Consider the following 14,758-nt stretch of genomic DNA (forward strand, 5'->3'; position numbering starts at 1 on the left):
TCCGCCCCGGACTCCGCCCCGAGATCCTTCCCCGACCAGCGACATCCCGCTCCCCGCTGGCTACCTTGATCCCGTCGGGCAACGTCCTCACGACGGCCGCCCGGCAGACCACCGCCCGTCCGCGACCGACGAGGGAGACGTCCTTCCATGACATCCACCAACCAGCCGATCGAGCCGGAGCAGCCCGCCGACGTCCCCGCGTCGTCCGCCCTCGCGCCCGGCGGCCACCTGCTGCCGGGCGGCGGGGCGACCGACCCGAGGAGCAGGCTGCGCGCCTCGCACGCCGACCGCGAGGCGGTCGCCGAGCGGCTGCGCCAGGCGGCGGGTGACGGCCGGCTGGACATGGACGAGTTGGAGGAACGTCTGGAGGCGGCGTTCGCCGCGAAGACCTACGGCGAACTGGCCCCGCTCACCGCCGACCTGCCCAACCCGTTCCAGCAGGGCCCGCCCGCCATGGGCCCGGCGCGGACCGGACCCGATGTGCTGACCCTCAAGGGCGGCATGCACGGCGCCGAACGCGTCGGCCGTTGGCTGGTGCCGGGCCGGATCGTCGCCAGGGGCGGACTCGGCGGCGTCAAGCTGGACTTCACCCGGGCGGAGATCCCGACCGGCGAGACGGAGATAGAGGTGCACGGCGACATGGCCGGCATCACCATCGTCGTCCCCGAGGGCTGGCGCGTGGACACCTCGGGCTGCGATCCGTCCTGGGGCGGCCTGCGCAACCGGGTGGCCGGCAGCGATGTGCCCAGCGACCCGAACGCCCCCATCGTCTGGATCACCGGCACCTGCGACATAGGGGGCGTGGCGGTGCGCCACCCCAACCGTTGGGAACGCCGCCGGCTGCGCGACAACCCGGCGTGACGGTACGGATATCGCGCTGCGCCGGCGTAGCGCAGATCACAAAACGGTTTCGGTCATATCGCTCATCAGCCTTCCCAAAGGCCCCACCGACTGACTAGCGTGCACCGCCAGGTGGCCCGCTCCCCTGACGTCGCACCCGGCGGCACGGGCCGCCCCGCTCGTGGGCGTCCCCATCACCGTGCGGCGATATTCGCCGGAGGCAACGAGCGGACAGGGATAGGAGACACCGGCCTTGGGCACTCACCGCAAGCCGCGCGGCGGCTTTCTGGAGTCCCCGTCCGCCCGTCGAGGCGCCATGACCGTGGGCGCCGCCGCGCTCGCCTCGGCGACCCTGCTCAGCAACCCCGCGTTCGCCGACGACGACGAGCCCCCGGCGATCGAGGAACAGCGGGACCGCGCCGACTCCGCCGCCGAACGGGCCCGCGAGGTGCGCGAGCGGGTCGACCAGCTCTACCACGAGGCCGGGGTCGCCACCCAGCGCTACAACGAGGCGCAGGAGGACGTCGACGCCCAACAGGCCGAGGTCGACGCCGCGTTGGAGGGCGTCGAACAGGCCACCGAGCAGGTCAACCAGGCGCGGCAGACGCTCGGCTCGATGGCCGCCGCCCAGTACCGCGCCGGCACCGGCGGCCTGCCGGACGCCGCCGCGCTGCTGCTGGCCGACGACCCCAAGAGCTTCTTCGACACCGGCCGCACCCTCAACCGGCTGACCGAGCTCCAACAGCACGCGTTGGACACCTTCCAGTCCCGCGAGCAGGCCGCCGACGAACAGCGGGACGCGGCGACGGAGGCGCTGGCCGAGCTGGAGCAGCGGGAGACCGACCTCCAGGACCAGAAGGACGCCGTCCAGGACCGACTGGCCGAGGCCCGGGCCCTGTTGGACCAGCTCAGCGCGGAAGAGCAGGCCGAGCTGGACGAGTTGGAACGGCTGGAGGAGGAAGAGGCCGCCCGCCAGGCCGAGGAGGCGCGGCTGGCGCGGGAGCGCGAACGGCAGGAGCAGGCCGAACGCGAGCGGGCCGCCCAGGAGGCGGCCGAGGCCGAGGAGCGCGAACAGCGGGAGCAGGAGGAGCAGGAGGGGGAGCAGCCGTCGCAGCCGGACCCGGGCGGCGAGTACGCCTCGATGGCCGACGCCGCCATCGCCTTCGCCGAGGACGAGCTGGGCAAGCCCTATGTGTGGGGCGCCACCGGGCCGAACTCCTACGACTGCTCGGGCCTGACGCAGGCCGCCTGGCGCGCCGCCGGTGTGGAGATCCCCCGGGTCACCTGGGACCAGGTGAACATCGGCACCACCATCCCGCGCGACCAGATCCAGCCGGGTGACCTGATCTTCTTCTATGACGACATCAGCCATGTCGGGCTCTATGTCGGCAACAACCAGATGATCCACGCGCCCAAGCCGGGCGATGTCATCAAGTACGAGTCGATCGACAACATGCCCTGGCACAGCGCGGTACGCCCCGGCTGATCCCACCCTCTCCCCACCGGGCGCGGCGGTCGGTCACGCCGGGCCATGTGCGGCGGCGGACGGGTGTGGGGGGCCGGACGGGTGTGCTGCCGCGGACGGGTGGCGACCGCGCGCGGTCGCCGGCTGAGCGTTCAGGGCCGTAGGGCAACGGCCGCTGGCGCCGGCATGCGGCGGCACCTCGTCGGCGGGCATCGGCCGATCCTGAGCAGGGGCCGGCCCGTGCTGCCCCGATGCGCCGTTACCCGTCCCTCGGGTGATCGTTGCCAGGCCCTGGGCGGCGCGTCTACCCTGCCGAAATGCGTTCTCTCTGAACTCCACCCGGCCCCCGCCAGCACTCACCCCAGGGAGAACCCTCCGTGTCCGTGCCCAGCAGCCACTCCCAGCTCACGCTGCACAACATCTCCAAGTCCTATGACGAGAAGGTCGTCCTCCAGCAGGTCGGCTTCGCGGTCAAACCGGGCGAGAAGGTGGGGGTGATCGGGGACAACGGGTCCGGGAAGTCCACCCTGCTGCGTCTGATCGCCGGCTATGAGCGTCCGGACCACGGCGAGTTGACCGTTTCGGCGCCCGGCGGGCTCGGCTATCTGGCGCAGACGCTGGCGTTGCCGCCCAAGGCCAGCGTCGCGGAGGCGATCGATCTGGCGCTGGCCGACCTTCGTCAGTTGGAGGAGCGCATGCGCCGCGCCGAGGCGGATCTCGGGCGGCGCTCGGGGCGCGCGCTGGACGAGGCCATGGCGCAGTACGCCATCCTCGTCGAGCGGTATGAGGCGCGCGACGGGTATCAGGCGGAGGCCAGGGTGGATATCGCCCTGCACGCGCTCGGGCTGCCGGAGCTGGCGCGGGACCGTCGGTTGGGCACGCTCTCCGGCGGGGAACGATCCCGGTTGGCGCTGGCCGCCACGCTGGCGTCGCGTCCGGAACTCCTGCTGTTGGACGAGCCGACCAACGATCTGGACGACCAGGCCGTGGCCTGGCTGGAGGCCCAGCTCCGGGCCCATGCCGGCACGGTGATCGCGGTCACCCATGACCGGGTCTTCCTGGATCAACTCACCACCACCGTGCTGGAGATCGACGCCGGCCGGGTCTCCCGTTATGGCGACGGCTATGACGGCTATCTGACCGCCAAGGCGGCCGAACGGCGCCGGCGGCTCCTGGAGTACGAGACATGGCGGGCCGAACTCGAACGCAACGAGCGCGTCGCGGACGCCAATGCGACCCGGCTGGACGCCATCCCGCGCAAGAACCCGATGGCCAACTTCGGCTCCGGCGCCTTCCGGTCCCGCAACCGGGACCATGGCGCGATGAGCCGTATCCGCAACGCCAAGGAGCGTGTGGAACGGCTCACCGCCAATCCGGTGGCCCCACCGCCTGACCCGCTGACCTTCACCGCCCGCATCAGAACCGACCTCGGGGAGGGGCAGCTGCCCCCGGAACCGGCCTCGGAACGGGCCTCGGAACTGCCCCCGGAACTGGAGGACGGTGCGGACGATCGCCTCGCCGAGGGAGCTGGCCCGGATGTCGAGTTGACCGATGTCCGGATCGACGATCGGCTTCTCATCCCCTCGTTGCGCCTCGACCGCGCCGACCGGGTGCTGATCACCGGGCCCAACGGCGCGGGAAAGAGCACGCTGCTGCGGGTGATCGCCGGCGAGCTGGCGCCGGACGAGGGGAGCATCCAAGTCGCCGGGCGCGTCGGCCATCTGCGCCAGCGGGAGACGCCCTGGCCCGCCCGCTACAGCGTGCTGCGGGCCTTCGCCCACGGGCGGGAGAACCCGGGCGACCTGGACGAACACATCCAGACCCTGCTCTCTCTCGGCCTGTTCGGCCTGGACGAGCTGAGCCTGAAGGTCGGCGAACTCTCCTATGGGCAGCGGCGCCGAATCGAGCTGGCCCGTCTGGTCAGCGACCCGGTGGACGTGCTGCTGTTGGACGAGCCCACCAACCATCTCTCGCCGGCCCTGGTCGAGGACCTGGAGACCGCGCTTGCCGACTATGACGGCACCCTTGTGGTGGTCAGCCATGACCGCCTTCTCCGCAGCCGCTTCACCGGCCGTCACCTCTCCCTGCGCGACGGCCGCATCGAACAGCGGGACGGCCGGGGCGCATAGCCGCTGCCGGCGCGCCGGGCCTGGTCAGCGCAGCAGCTCCTGCCACTCGGGCGCGCTGGCTATCTCCAGAAGCTGCTCCTCGTTCAGTGGCCCTTCGGCGCCTTCGGTGGTCAGGTGCAGGATGTCGATCGACGCGCCGTTGGGGTAGTAGACGTCCGCATAGAGGCTGAAAGCCCCGTCGGAGAACTCGTCGCCGGGTTCGTCGGTGAGGACACAGAGGGAGATCGTGGTGGAGTCGGCCAGCGTCTCGTTGAGACAGTCCGGATCGTCCACGCCGCCGTCGTCGAAGCTCCCCGGGGCGTAGGTAGCGATATCGACCTCGGCGGAGACCTCCCCGTCGCTGAGGGTGAGGCTGGCACTGCCGCCGTGCTGCTCCTCGTCCTCGGAGATCTCCAGCCCTTCGGGCGCCAGCGCCGCGAAGAGCGCCAGGATGTCCTCCGGCGGAACATCGGAGGTGGCCTCATGGTCGGCCCCGTCGCCCAGGTCGTCGCCGAACGGGCCGTCGAGCGAATCGCCTGGCGCGCCATGGACTGTGTCGGCGCGGTCGAACACCCGCTGCCACACCGGGGCGTGGGCGATCTCCACCAGCTGCTCCTGGCTGAGCACCGGCACCAGATCCGGTTGCCTGGAGTGGGGCTCATCGAGGGTCAGGCCGACAAGGAGCTGACGCATTCCGTCCTGCCCCGGACCCCAGCCGGTGGGCGACTCCAGCCACACCTCCCAACGGCGCTGCTGGCCGGCATCGTCCCAGTGCGCCTCCGACTCGTCGGTATCGGCGGCATCGGGGCCGGCATCGGCATCGTCGGGGTCGGCGGTCGCCTCGGACGTGGTCCAGTCGGTCTCCAGAAGTGTCTGAACCGAGCCGTCGGGTAGTTCGGTCTCGTCGCAGTCGTCGGCATCCTCGCCGCCGAAGTCCTGACACCCCGTGTGGGAGCGCCAGTTGTCCGTCTCCCAGCGGAGCATCGCCACCTCCAGCTCGTAGCTCGCCTGCCCGTCGCTGATCCAGACCGTGACCGAGGGATCTCCCGATGACTCCACATCGACGGCGTCGCCTCCGCTGACGCTCAGCTCGTCGGGCAGCAACTCCTCAAGTGCCTCGACCAGTTCGGAGCGGGTCTCCGGCACGGCCGCGGCGGCCGGCGGCGTGCCGTCGAATCGCGCGCCGCCGGCCCCACCGCCGGGCAGTTGGGTGACGGCCACGGCGACGCCGACAACCGCCAGGGCGCCGGTGACCGTTGCCGCCCTGCGCCGCCAGAGCCGTGCCCGCCCGCGCCGCAGGCCCGCCTCGGCGAGCTGCCCTGGCACCCGCTGATACCCCGCGCCGGCCTGCCGCAACTGCTGCGCCAGCTCGCGCTCCAGCGGCGTCAACCCGTCCAGATCGTATACCCGTTCGGTGCTGTAGGGCTGGTCGACACTGAAGGGCTGGTCGGTTGGGGGCGGCTGCTGCGCGGGGTGTGGCTGGTTGGTGGAGTGTGGCTCGTTCGTCATCTGGAGTTCCCTTTCGCCGGCCTCAGGCGGCGGTGAGTTCGACGAAGCTGGTCTGCCCCAGCTGGGCTCTGAGCTTGACCAGTGCCCTGCTGCTGCGGGAGCGGACGGCGCTGGAGCTGGTGCTCATGGCGGCGGCCGTCTGCTCGATGCTCAGGTCCTCCCAGTACCGCAGGACCAGCACCGCGCGGTCCTTGCGGGGAAGGGTGGCGAGGGCCTGGAGCAGGGTGACCCGAAGTGGCGAGTCCCCTATCTCGACCGGCTGTTCCGGCAGCCAGGGGGCGGGCTGCTCGTCACTGCTACGCCGTCTTCGATGGGTCAGATAGACGCGGACCAGCACCTTCTTGGCATATGCGTCCGGGTTGTCGATACAGCGTCTGCGATTCCACATCGTGTACATGCGTCCGAGGGTCTCCTGCACAAGATCCTCGGCGAGATGGGTGTCGCCGCTGGTCATCAAGCATGCCGAACGATAGAGCGCCGGGCCCCGGCCCTCGGCGAACTGGCGATAAGACTCTTCGTCCCGCCGCCTCATCACGCCCCCTGGCTCTTACTCTGTCGCCGCTTCGCGTCGGTCGACGCTCCCCGGCCTGGTGTTGTCCTGCTCGGGCTGCGCCCCACCGGGGGCGCGGCCCGAGCCACTGCATCATCGGGCGGAATCAGCCGAAGAGAGCCCGCCACTCGTCGGCGACCACGATCTCGGCCAACTCGTCCGCGCTCAGAACGGCGTCACCGCGCGTGGGATCGGCATCCCAGTCGGCCGTGTTGTAGGCGGTGATGTCGATCGAGGCGCCGCTCGGGTAGGTGATGACGGCCCAGCTGATCGCCGTCGGATCCTCCGCACCGGCCGGCCAGTCGCAGACGCTCAGCTCGGTGCCGTCGTCCAGCACGCTGTCCTCGCACCGGGGCTCGTCCACCGGCTCGTCCACCGGCTCCTCGATGGCCCACTCGTCGAGGGGCGGCACCGCAGACGGCTCGTCGATGGCCACCGTCTCCTCTTCGGCTCCGCCGAAGTCCTCGCCATAACCGGCGTCAAAGGCGGTGATCTCCACCAGGGCTGGGCCCTCGCCGTCGTCGACGGTGAGAGTGGCTATGCCCGGCTCCTCATCCGATCCGTCCGTGATCTCCAGCCCTTCCGGGGCCAGGGAGCGGAATATGCTCCGCAGCTCCGCCGCCGGGATGTCGCTGGGCGCTCCCCCCTCCCAATCCTCCGGAGGTCCGTACTGCTCATCGGCGGCCTCCAGTATCTGCTGCCAGACCGGCGCCAACACCACATCGGTGAGCTGCTGTTGGCTCAGCAACGGAACATGGGCATCCGGATCGGCGACACCCGACAGATCCTTGCTCTCGGTGAGCAATACCGTGCGACCGCCCGGCTCATCAAGGCCCTCCCCTCCCGGGCCTTCCAACCAGACCTCCCACGACTTGTCGTGATAGGGCTCCGCGCCCTCCTCCGAGGCGCCATCATCGGCGAACTCCCAGGTCACATAGGACAGGATCGACCCGTCCGGCAGGACCGTGTCCTCACAGGTGAATCCCTCATCGACTTCGCCGAACCCCTGGCAGCCGGCGATCTCGTGCCAGTCCGCCGAGGACCAGCGGTAGACGCTCAGATCGAGCGTGCTGCCGCCCGAGCCGTCCTCGACCGACAACCAGGCGTTGGAGTCCGGGCCCTCGTCGAGCCCCGAGCCGAAGGAGTCGGTGATCTCCAACTCCTGGGGCAGCAGCTCCGTCAGCGCGGCGACCAACTCCTCGCCCGTGCCGGGGACCTCGGCCCCACCAGCCTCCGAGGCGGCTGCCTCAGCGGCGGCTGCCTCAGCGGCCGATAGCGGCGTCTCCTCCGCGTGGCTGGATGACGCCGCGACCATGGAAACAGCGGCCGCGGCGGCCACGGCCGCCGCCAACGGCAACCGGCGTTTCGACAACGCCCCCCGTACCTTCCGGTCCGTCCGCTCGCTCATCTCTGCTCTCTCTCGTCGGCTCTCATAGCGCGGGCCTGGCGGCCCTCCGGCGAGCCCGCTCCCCCGCGAATCTCGCCCGTCACCCTTACTGATGCGCCGACCCCTCCGTTGTGTCGCAGAAGTCGCGGAAGTTTTTTCCGGCCTCGGGGAGACGGGCTCGGATCCCCGAGGATTCCCCGAACTCCCGGCAGGCACTGGCCAATGCGTAAGTAAATGCTTACACTCGTGGCCATGTCAGCGCTTGATGTCCTCGCCGACCCGACCAGGCGTCGGATCGTGGAGCTGCTCGCCGCCGGCGAGTTGAACGCCGGCGCGATCGCGGCCCGGTTCGACAGCAGCCGTCCGGCCGTTTCCCAGCACCTCGGAGTCCTGGTCGAAGGGGGCGTACTCATGGTGCGCCGCGTCGGAACCCAGCGGATCTACCGGCTCGACCCGGCCCCGCTGGCCGAGGCGGGCGACTGGCTCTCGGCCCAGGCGAACCGCTGGGCACAGGCCCTCGACGCCCTGGAGTCCGCGCTCAACGAGGAAGCGATCTGACCAGGCGGCAGGCAAGCGGCCCGGGGATCCAGCGGCCGCGCGGCCAGAGGCCCGGGGGCCTGAGGGCCTGAGGACCTGGGGACCTGGGGACCTGGGGACCTGGGGACCTGGGGACCAGACCGATAAGAGAACCAGAGGAATGGGGTAGTCACATGGGTGAGCAACCGCCGGCGGGCGCGGGAACATTGGGCATCGGCGCGGACGGTGCCTTCCGTATCCACTTCGACCGTCTGCTCCGACACCACCCCGGCAGGGTCTGGGAGGCGCTGACCACACCCGCGAAACTGGCCGTCTGGCTGCCGGGCTGTGCGATAGATGCCCGAATCGGCGGGGACGTGCGCTTCGACTTCGGCGACGAGGGGGCGGCGACGGGCACCGTTCTCACCCTGCACCCGCCGACCGCCGACGGGGGTGCCGGCGAGTTGACACACAGCTGGTGCTGGGAGGGCCTGCCGACCTCCGTCGTGGTCTGGCGGCTGGAGCCGACCGCCGAGGGCACCCGACTGCTGCTCACCCACCGGGAGTTGACGCCCGAACCGGCGAACGAGTTCGCGATCGGCTGGCAGCTGATCCTCGATGCGCTGGCCGACTTCTGCGCCGGCGGGCCCGGGAACGGCGACACGCGGGGCGATGACACGCGGGACGACGACACCGCGCCGGCCGGGGCCGGGCGGGGTGGGGTCGGGCGCTGAACCGGCCGCGTCCGACCGGGCCCCGTTCAACCCGCCGTCCCGCCGTCCCACCCGCCCGCCGGCCCGTTACGTGAGCCCTCTCTGCGAGGATTCATGGCCATGGACAGGCACATATCATTCGAACGGCTACATAACTTCCGCGATCTGGGCGGTTATTCGACGATTGACGGCGAAAGGACCCGTAGCGGGCGACTCTTCCGGTCGGACTCCCTCGGCAAACTCCGCGACGCCGATCTGGACCGTTTTCTGGCGCTCGGTGTCCGAACGGTGATCGACCTCCGATACCCGTGGGAGATCGCCGCCAAGGGCCGGGTGCCCGACCACCCCTCGTTCGACTACCACAACCTCAGCATCGAGCACCGCCCCTACGACCAGGCGAGCCTCGGTCCCGAGATCGAAACGGGACCGTTTCTCGCGGAGCGGTTCGGCGAGGTGGCCGAGGACGGCGTGGCCGAACTGCGAACGGCCATCGAGTTGATCGCCACCAGTGAAGGCCCGGTGGTGTTCCACTGCGCGTCCGGGAAGGACCGGACGGGCCTGCTGGCCGCGCTGGTGCTGGACCTTCTGGCGGTGCCGGAGCAGACCATCGTCGAGGACTTCACCCTGACCCAACTGGCCACCCCACGTCTCCTCGCGGACTGGCTCGCCGACCATCCGGGACAGCGCCCGACCTGGCCGGGCTATGGAACGGCACCCGCCGAGGTGATGACGCTGTTCCTGGCGGGTCTAAGAGAACGATACGGTTCCGTACACCAGTACACGTCCCAACAGGTGGGCATCGATGCGGCACTCACCGCCCAGCTGCGCCGGCAGCTGCTCGAACAACCCGCCCGGCCGGCGCACCGGGAGACCGTCGAAGGTACGGGCTGAGAACCGCGCGCCCCGGACGTCGGCCACCCGGTGCGCTGGCCGGCACGGGCCGGCACCGGGGCTCGCACCGCGCACCCACCTCCGCCTCCACGCCCGGGGCACGACGCCATCACCTGTCTGGAGTTGCCGTTGACTTCCTCCCCCTCGTGAACGAGGGGATTCCTACGGCTCGCGCCGTGGGGGTTTCTGCTTCGTCGCCGACTGCCCGCCCGAAGTACTCCGTTGAGGTCTTACACCAGCTCCACAGACAGACACCGTCAGCCCGACGGCCAGAAGGTTGCGTGCCGCGTTCACGTCCCGGTCATGGGACGCCCCACAACCGTCGCACGTCCAGACCCGGACGTGCAGCGGCATCCCACTCCGCACGGCGCCGCAGGTCGAGCACAGCTTGGAGGAGGGGAACCAGCGGTCGACCGCGATCACTTCCCGCCCATACCAGGCCGCCTTGTACTCCAACATGCTCCGGAACTCCGACCACGCCGCGTCCGAGACGGCGCGGGCCAGGGAGCGGTTCTTCACCATGTTCCGCACGGCGAGGTCCTCGATCACGAGCGTTTGGTGTTCACGCACGAGTCGAGTGGTCAGCTTGTGCAGGTGGTCACGCCTGCGGTCGGCGATCCGCGCGTACACCTTGGCGACCTTGTGGCGGGCCTTGGCCCGGTTGGCCCCATCCCCCTTGGCCTTACGGGCCAGCCGCCGCTGAGCCTTGGCCAGCCGCGCACGATCCTCACGCTCGTGCCTGGGGTTGGTGATCTTCTCACCGGTGGAGAGGGTCAGCAAGTGATCCAGCCCGACGTCGATACCCACGGCCGTATCGGCGGCCGGGAGCCGCTGAACAGTCGGGTCCTCGACCAGCAGGGACACATACCAGCGCCCCGCCGCGTCCTGGGAGACGGTCACCGTGGACGGCGACGCGCCCTCGGGCAACGGGCGGGACCACACGATGTCCAACGGCTGGTCCATCTTCGCCAGGGTCAACCGGCCGTCCCGGAAGCGGAACGCGGAGGTGGTGTACTCCGCCGACCTCCGCGACCTCTTCCGCGACTTGAAACGCGGGTACTTGGCCCGCTTGTCGAAGAAGTTGGTGAACGCCACCTGGAGGTGCCGCAACGCCTGTTGCAGCGGGACGCAGGACACCTCGTTGAGGTACGCGAACTCCTCGGTCTTCTTCCAGGCCGTCAGCATCGCCGAGGTCTGGCTGTAGTTCACCCGCTCCTGCCGACCCCACGCCTCCGAACGCACGGCAAGAGCCAGGTTGTAGACCTTCCGCACACATCCGAAGGTGCGCAACAGCTCCACCGCCTGCGCACCTGTCGGATAGAAGCGGTACTTAAACGCCCGCTTCACATGCGTGGTCCTCACAGTTCACATGATAAGGGATCAATTAGTGCTGAACTGCCGGTCGTTGCTGGTAGACACCGGTCCGCCCCGACGCCGAACCGGCTTCCCCCGCCCTGCTCCGCAGGAGCATCGTTTCCTCCCCCGCCTGAAGCCGGGGATATCCACGAAGGAGTCCCGATGACCGTCCGCCGCGCCATGCCCATCCTCCACTCGGAAGCGACCCCGGCCAACCGGGAATTCTACCGCACGCTGGGTTTCGAGGAAGCCATGGACCACGGCTGGATCCTGACGCTTGCCTCGCCGTCCGCTCCGGCGGTGCAGGTCAGCTTCATGACCAGCGACAGAACCGCCCCGGTCGCGCCGGATCTCAGCGTGGAGGTGGACGATGTGGACGCGGTCCACGCCGCCGTCCTGGCCAGCGGCGCGGAAATCGTGCATCCCCTGCAGGACGAGGAGTGGGGCGTCCGACGGTTCTTCGTCCGGGACCCCGACGGCCGCGTGATCAACGTGCTGAGCCACCGCTGATATCGGCATCCCGCGGCGGGCGAAGGCACCAGCCGCCGGCACCGGTCGCGGACGCCCCCTCAGCCAACGGGGCCGGGTACGAAACCGTTTCGTACCCACCGCCCCTAGCCGACCAGCACATCGACCACCAGGCCCACCGGTCCACCCACCGCCCAGGACGACGGCGAACTGCAACACCCTGGCGCTGCGGGCCTGCCAGCCTCCGTCGTCAGCTGGCAGTTGGTCCCGACCCCTTCACATGGTTGACCAACGCGGCCCACGCGTCAGCACGCATCAACACCGCCGGCCCACCCGGAACCTTGGAATCACGCACCGGCACCACACCAACAAGGTGATCAACCACCTCAACGCAGCCATTGTCCACACCGCCCGAGTAGCTGCTCTTGCGCCACCCGCTCAGGTCCGTGGCGGGGAAGATCCTGCTCATGTCTGCCTCTTTAGGTAATCAGCGATCAGCTCTCTCGACTGGACCTCGTCCAGGGCCAGCGTCAACGCATTGTCAAAGCGCTGGCCTTGACGGGCCCGGTCGTTGGGTGAGTCTACGGTCCGGCCATCATCGAACCACTCCACGAAGGTGACCGTAGATCCATCGGCCAGATCCAGCATGGTGAGGCTGCCCCCCATCACCGGATGAATGCCCGCGCTGAAGGGGATGATCTGGACAGCTACGCGCGGACGCTCCCCGGCGGCCAGCAGATGCTCCAACTGCCCCCGCATGACACCCGGATCCCGCGCCCCCCGGCACAGCGCGGACTCGTCGATCAGGGCCCGATAGAACGGGGGGGGGCGTCGCTGTCGAAGATACGTTGCCGCGCCACCCGCGACTCAACCCACTGCTCCAGATCTGCAGGGGCGGTGCCCGGCAACGCGAAGTCAATCAACTCGCGGGCGTAGCCCTTCGTTTGTAGCAGTCCCGGGATCAGGCACGACGTCAACCCCCGGATACGTCGGGCTTGGCGCTCCTGCTTCACCACGCTCCGGGAGGACCGCGCCACGGTCACCTCCGAGGACATGGCCTGTAGTTCCTCCAGAGCACCACCCTCGCCGAAGAAGTCGTCAAGTGCCGTGACAAGCGCGGGACTTGGCGCCTTCCTGCCGGTTTCCACTCGGCTGAGATAGGACGGCGAATACCCGGTGACCGCTTCGGACAACTGTCTCAATGACATTGCCCGCCCCTGCCGCAGCGTCCTGATTCTTGCCGCGACGCGCTGTTGTTGACCAACCGCCCCGGCACTGTTGTCGCTGGTCAGCAGCGTCAACACCTCCTTGTTGCCCTGGAATTAACCGCACGTGTTTGGTTACACGCTCAGCGTGCATTCATCCTGCCATCAATGTCACGCTGGTGACCAGGCAGCGACGGCCTGTGATCGCGTCAACCCCCAAGGAGGACACGGCCGATGATGATCTATTTGCAGAAGCGTGAGATCGACCTGAACTACGAGCAGGAAGACCCGCTGAGGCTGGTCGCCGAGATGGAGAAGGCCGTTCGTCGGCATGACATCACGCTGACCGATATCGGCGTGGACTCGCGCTACCTGGATATGTACAGCCCGTCCATCAGCACGATCCGGATCGAATTGGGATCGTGCCGGGGAGAACAGCTTGAACGGCTTATCGAAATTCTGAACCAGGCTCCCGTGCGGGAGAAGAAGGCCCAGGAAAGCTACTCCGCCGGTTGATCCGAGCCTTCACCGACGCCGCCCCGTTGCCGCCGCCCCATTGCCGCCGCCCCATTGCCGCCGACACTCCCGCGAGCCGCACGGCGCGGCGGCACGGGGCGGCTCCCCTTTATCAACCCGCCCCACCCGCCCCGCCCGGGTCGACGTTCATAGACTGTCTGCACCCAGCTCGTCACAGAGAGAGACCATCGACCCGATGCGCCCCGCCCGATTCCAGCAGTTCGCCATTGCCGCATACCAGGCCGCCGGGCTTCAGGCCGAGCCCTGGACGGAGGGCACCACGCGGCCCTTCGGAGTCAAGGTGCGCCTTCCCGGCGGCGCGGAGATCTGGCACGCCATCACCACTCAGCCCCGTGACGGGGACCGGCAGGAGGAGCCGGAGCAGCCGGTGGAGAAGGAGGCGCCGCACCCGGTGGACGTGCCCGAACTGCCCGCTGGCCGCGCCCCGGTGGCGGCCGTCGAGCGTTATCTGGCCGCGCTGATCTCCAATGCCGGTTCGGCCGAGGTCTCCCGCGTCTACGGGTATTCCGACCGTGAGCAGTCCGGCAGCACGGCCGGGTTCGGGGTGGAGTTCTGGAGCGGCGCGAAGGCTTTCGCGCCGTTCGTGCACGCCATGCGGCCCGGCCAGACATCCCCCGGCCAGGAGTTCGACCTCCCTCGGGAGGTCTGAGCGCGAATGGATCCCGACCGCCGCGAGGGAACCTGTGAAACCTGCCCGTTCTGAGACGCGCGATCGTCGGATGCCCCGGGCACCCCGCTCCTCAACCAGCCCCCGGCGCCCAGGTCACCCCGGCGTCGCGGTAGACCTCACGTCGCGGTAAACCTCACCACAGCGTCGCGATAAAGATGTTGGCCGCCGTCAGAAGTCCGATGGCGCCGAAGATCGGCGGCGGAACCTTCTCGCCCCGCTTCACATAGACCAGCACCAGGATGGCCACCAGAATCGCCAACTTGACCGCGATCTTGGTGTTGTTGACCTCCTGGTCGTCGGCCTGGTTCAGGCCGACCAACGCGAGCCCGGTGATCAGCATGGTGCCGGCGCCGTGCAGCATCCCGGGCGTCACCGTGGCCTCACCCGCACCCATGGCCTTCGTCTGCCCCAGGAAGCCCCCCAGCAGCGCTGCGATGCCAATGATGTGCAGCGCGAGAAAGACGTTGATCAGTACATCCATGGCAACGGAGTTTACTGATGACCGTTTTTGCGGGTTCCCGGGGCCTTCCGAGGGGTTGACGG

17 protein-coding genes are annotated in these 14,758 nt (G+C 69.2%); 9 read left to right on the top strand and 8 right to left on the bottom strand.

Features of this window, described 5'->3' with window-relative positions:
• Window positions 1-147 precede the first annotated feature (147 nt).
• The 3 genes from AOM46_RS07740 to AOM46_RS07750 all read left to right on the top strand — a co-directional run bounded on the left by AOM46_RS07740 (window position 148) and on the right by AOM46_RS07750 (window position 4,434).
• On the top strand, window positions 148-861 hold the full coding sequence (locus AOM46_RS07740) for a DUF1707 domain-containing protein (RefSeq protein WP_078856595.1): 714 nt from the start codon (window positions 148-150) through the stop codon (window positions 859-861).
• Window positions 862-1,093: 232 nt separating this feature from the next.
• Window positions 1,094-2,326: a C40 family peptidase gene (locus AOM46_RS07745; protein WP_062207331.1), complete on the top strand. Its 1,233-nt coding sequence runs from the start codon at window positions 1,094-1,096 to the stop codon at window positions 2,324-2,326.
• Window positions 2,327-2,688: 362 nt separating this feature from the next.
• Window positions 2,689-4,434, top strand: a complete 1,746-nt coding sequence (locus AOM46_RS07750) for an ABC-F family ATP-binding cassette domain-containing protein (protein WP_062208672.1) — start codon at window positions 2,689-2,691, stop codon at window positions 4,432-4,434.
• Window positions 4,435-4,458: 24 nt separating this feature from the next.
• Here the strand turns inward: AOM46_RS07750 and AOM46_RS07755 are convergent, their stop codons facing one another.
• The 3 genes from AOM46_RS07755 to AOM46_RS07765 all read right to left on the bottom strand — a co-directional run bounded on the left by AOM46_RS07755 (window position 4,459) and on the right by AOM46_RS07765 (window position 7,880).
• Entirely contained in the window at window positions 4,459-5,922 is a 1,464-nt protein-coding gene (locus AOM46_RS07755) for a hypothetical protein (RefSeq protein WP_062207333.1), read from the bottom strand.
• Window positions 5,923-5,944: 22 nt separating this feature from the next.
• Window positions 5,945-6,454 carry a SigE family RNA polymerase sigma factor gene (locus AOM46_RS07760; RefSeq protein ID WP_062207335.1) on the bottom strand — a complete coding sequence of 170 codons (510 nt, stop codon included), beginning with the start codon at window positions 6,452-6,454 and terminating at the stop codon, window positions 5,945-5,947.
• Window positions 6,455-6,578: 124 nt separating this feature from the next.
• The gene (locus AOM46_RS07765; protein ID WP_062207337.1) at window positions 6,579-7,880 is read right to left on the bottom strand and encodes a hypothetical protein; all 1,302 of its coding nucleotides are present in this window, start codon (window positions 7,878-7,880) and stop codon (window positions 6,579-6,581) included.
• Window positions 7,881-8,111: 231 nt separating this feature from the next.
• Between AOM46_RS07765 and AOM46_RS07770 the strand changes: the two genes are divergently transcribed.
• From AOM46_RS07770 to AOM46_RS07780, 3 genes are all read left to right on the top strand, one after another.
• On the top strand, window positions 8,112-8,417 hold the full coding sequence (locus tag AOM46_RS07770) for a helix-turn-helix transcriptional regulator (RefSeq protein ID WP_062207339.1): 306 nt from the start codon (window positions 8,112-8,114) through the stop codon (window positions 8,415-8,417).
• Window positions 8,418-8,569: 152 nt separating this feature from the next.
• Window positions 8,570-9,109, top strand: a complete 540-nt coding sequence (locus AOM46_RS07775; protein ID WP_062207341.1) for an SRPBCC domain-containing protein — start codon at window positions 8,570-8,572, stop codon at window positions 9,107-9,109.
• 99 nt (window positions 9,110-9,208) lie between these two features.
• Window positions 9,209-9,979, top strand: coding sequence for a tyrosine-protein phosphatase (locus tag AOM46_RS07780; RefSeq protein ID WP_062207343.1), 771 nt, complete (start codon window positions 9,209-9,211; stop codon window positions 9,977-9,979).
• Window positions 9,980-10,141: 162 nt separating this feature from the next.
• Here the strand turns inward: AOM46_RS07780 and AOM46_RS07785 are convergent, their stop codons facing one another.
• On the bottom strand, window positions 10,142-11,341 hold the full coding sequence (locus AOM46_RS07785) for an RNA-guided endonuclease TnpB family protein (protein ID WP_062207345.1): 1,200 nt from the start codon (window positions 11,339-11,341) through the stop codon (window positions 10,142-10,144).
• Window positions 11,342-11,497: 156 nt separating this feature from the next.
• On the opposite strand from AOM46_RS07785, the gene AOM46_RS07790 reads away from it, so the two are divergent.
• The gene (locus tag AOM46_RS07790; protein WP_062207346.1) at window positions 11,498-11,845 is read left to right on the top strand and encodes a VOC family protein; all 348 of its coding nucleotides are present in this window, start codon (window positions 11,498-11,500) and stop codon (window positions 11,843-11,845) included.
• Between the two features lie 208 nt (window positions 11,846-12,053).
• Here the strand turns inward: AOM46_RS07790 and AOM46_RS31680 are convergent, their stop codons facing one another.
• The 3 genes from AOM46_RS31680 to AOM46_RS31690 are packed head-to-tail and all read right to left on the bottom strand — an operon-like array spanning window position 12,054 to window position 13,104.
• Complete coding sequence (locus AOM46_RS31680; RefSeq protein WP_078856596.1) at window positions 12,054-12,272, bottom strand: DUF397 domain-containing protein; 219 nt, start codon at window positions 12,270-12,272, stop codon at window positions 12,054-12,056.
• A complete protein-coding gene (locus tag AOM46_RS31685; protein ID WP_062207348.1) occupies window positions 12,269-12,562 on the bottom strand; it encodes a Scr1 family TA system antitoxin-like transcriptional regulator in 294 nt (97 codons plus the stop codon). Before AOM46_RS31685 ends, AOM46_RS31680 begins: the two co-directional genes overlap by 4 nt.
• A 44-nt stretch (window positions 12,563-12,606) precedes the next feature.
• Entirely contained in the window at window positions 12,607-13,104 is a 498-nt protein-coding gene (locus tag AOM46_RS31690) for a Scr1 family TA system antitoxin-like transcriptional regulator (protein WP_234313673.1), read from the bottom strand.
• A 138-nt stretch (window positions 13,105-13,242) separates the two neighbouring features.
• On the opposite strand from AOM46_RS31690, the gene AOM46_RS07805 reads away from it, so the two are divergent.
• On the top strand, window positions 13,243-13,524 hold the full coding sequence (locus AOM46_RS07805) for a hypothetical protein (RefSeq protein WP_062207352.1): 282 nt from the start codon (window positions 13,243-13,245) through the stop codon (window positions 13,522-13,524).
• Window positions 13,525-13,720: 196 nt separating this feature from the next.
• On the top strand, window positions 13,721-14,194 hold the full coding sequence (locus tag AOM46_RS07810; protein WP_062207354.1) for a hypothetical protein: 474 nt from the start codon (window positions 13,721-13,723) through the stop codon (window positions 14,192-14,194).
• A gap of 154 nt (window positions 14,195-14,348) precedes the next feature.
• Here the strand turns inward: AOM46_RS07810 and AOM46_RS07815 are convergent, their stop codons facing one another.
• Window positions 14,349-14,696 (bottom strand): hypothetical protein, encoded by a 348-nt coding sequence (locus AOM46_RS07815; RefSeq protein ID WP_062207356.1) that lies wholly within the window; start codon window positions 14,694-14,696, stop codon window positions 14,349-14,351.
• Between the last annotated feature and the right edge of the window lie 62 nt (window positions 14,697-14,758).

The organism is Streptomyces sp. NBRC 109706 (assembly GCF_000974485.1).
Lineage (GTDB): Bacteria > Actinomycetota > Actinomycetes > Streptomycetales > Streptomycetaceae > Streptomyces.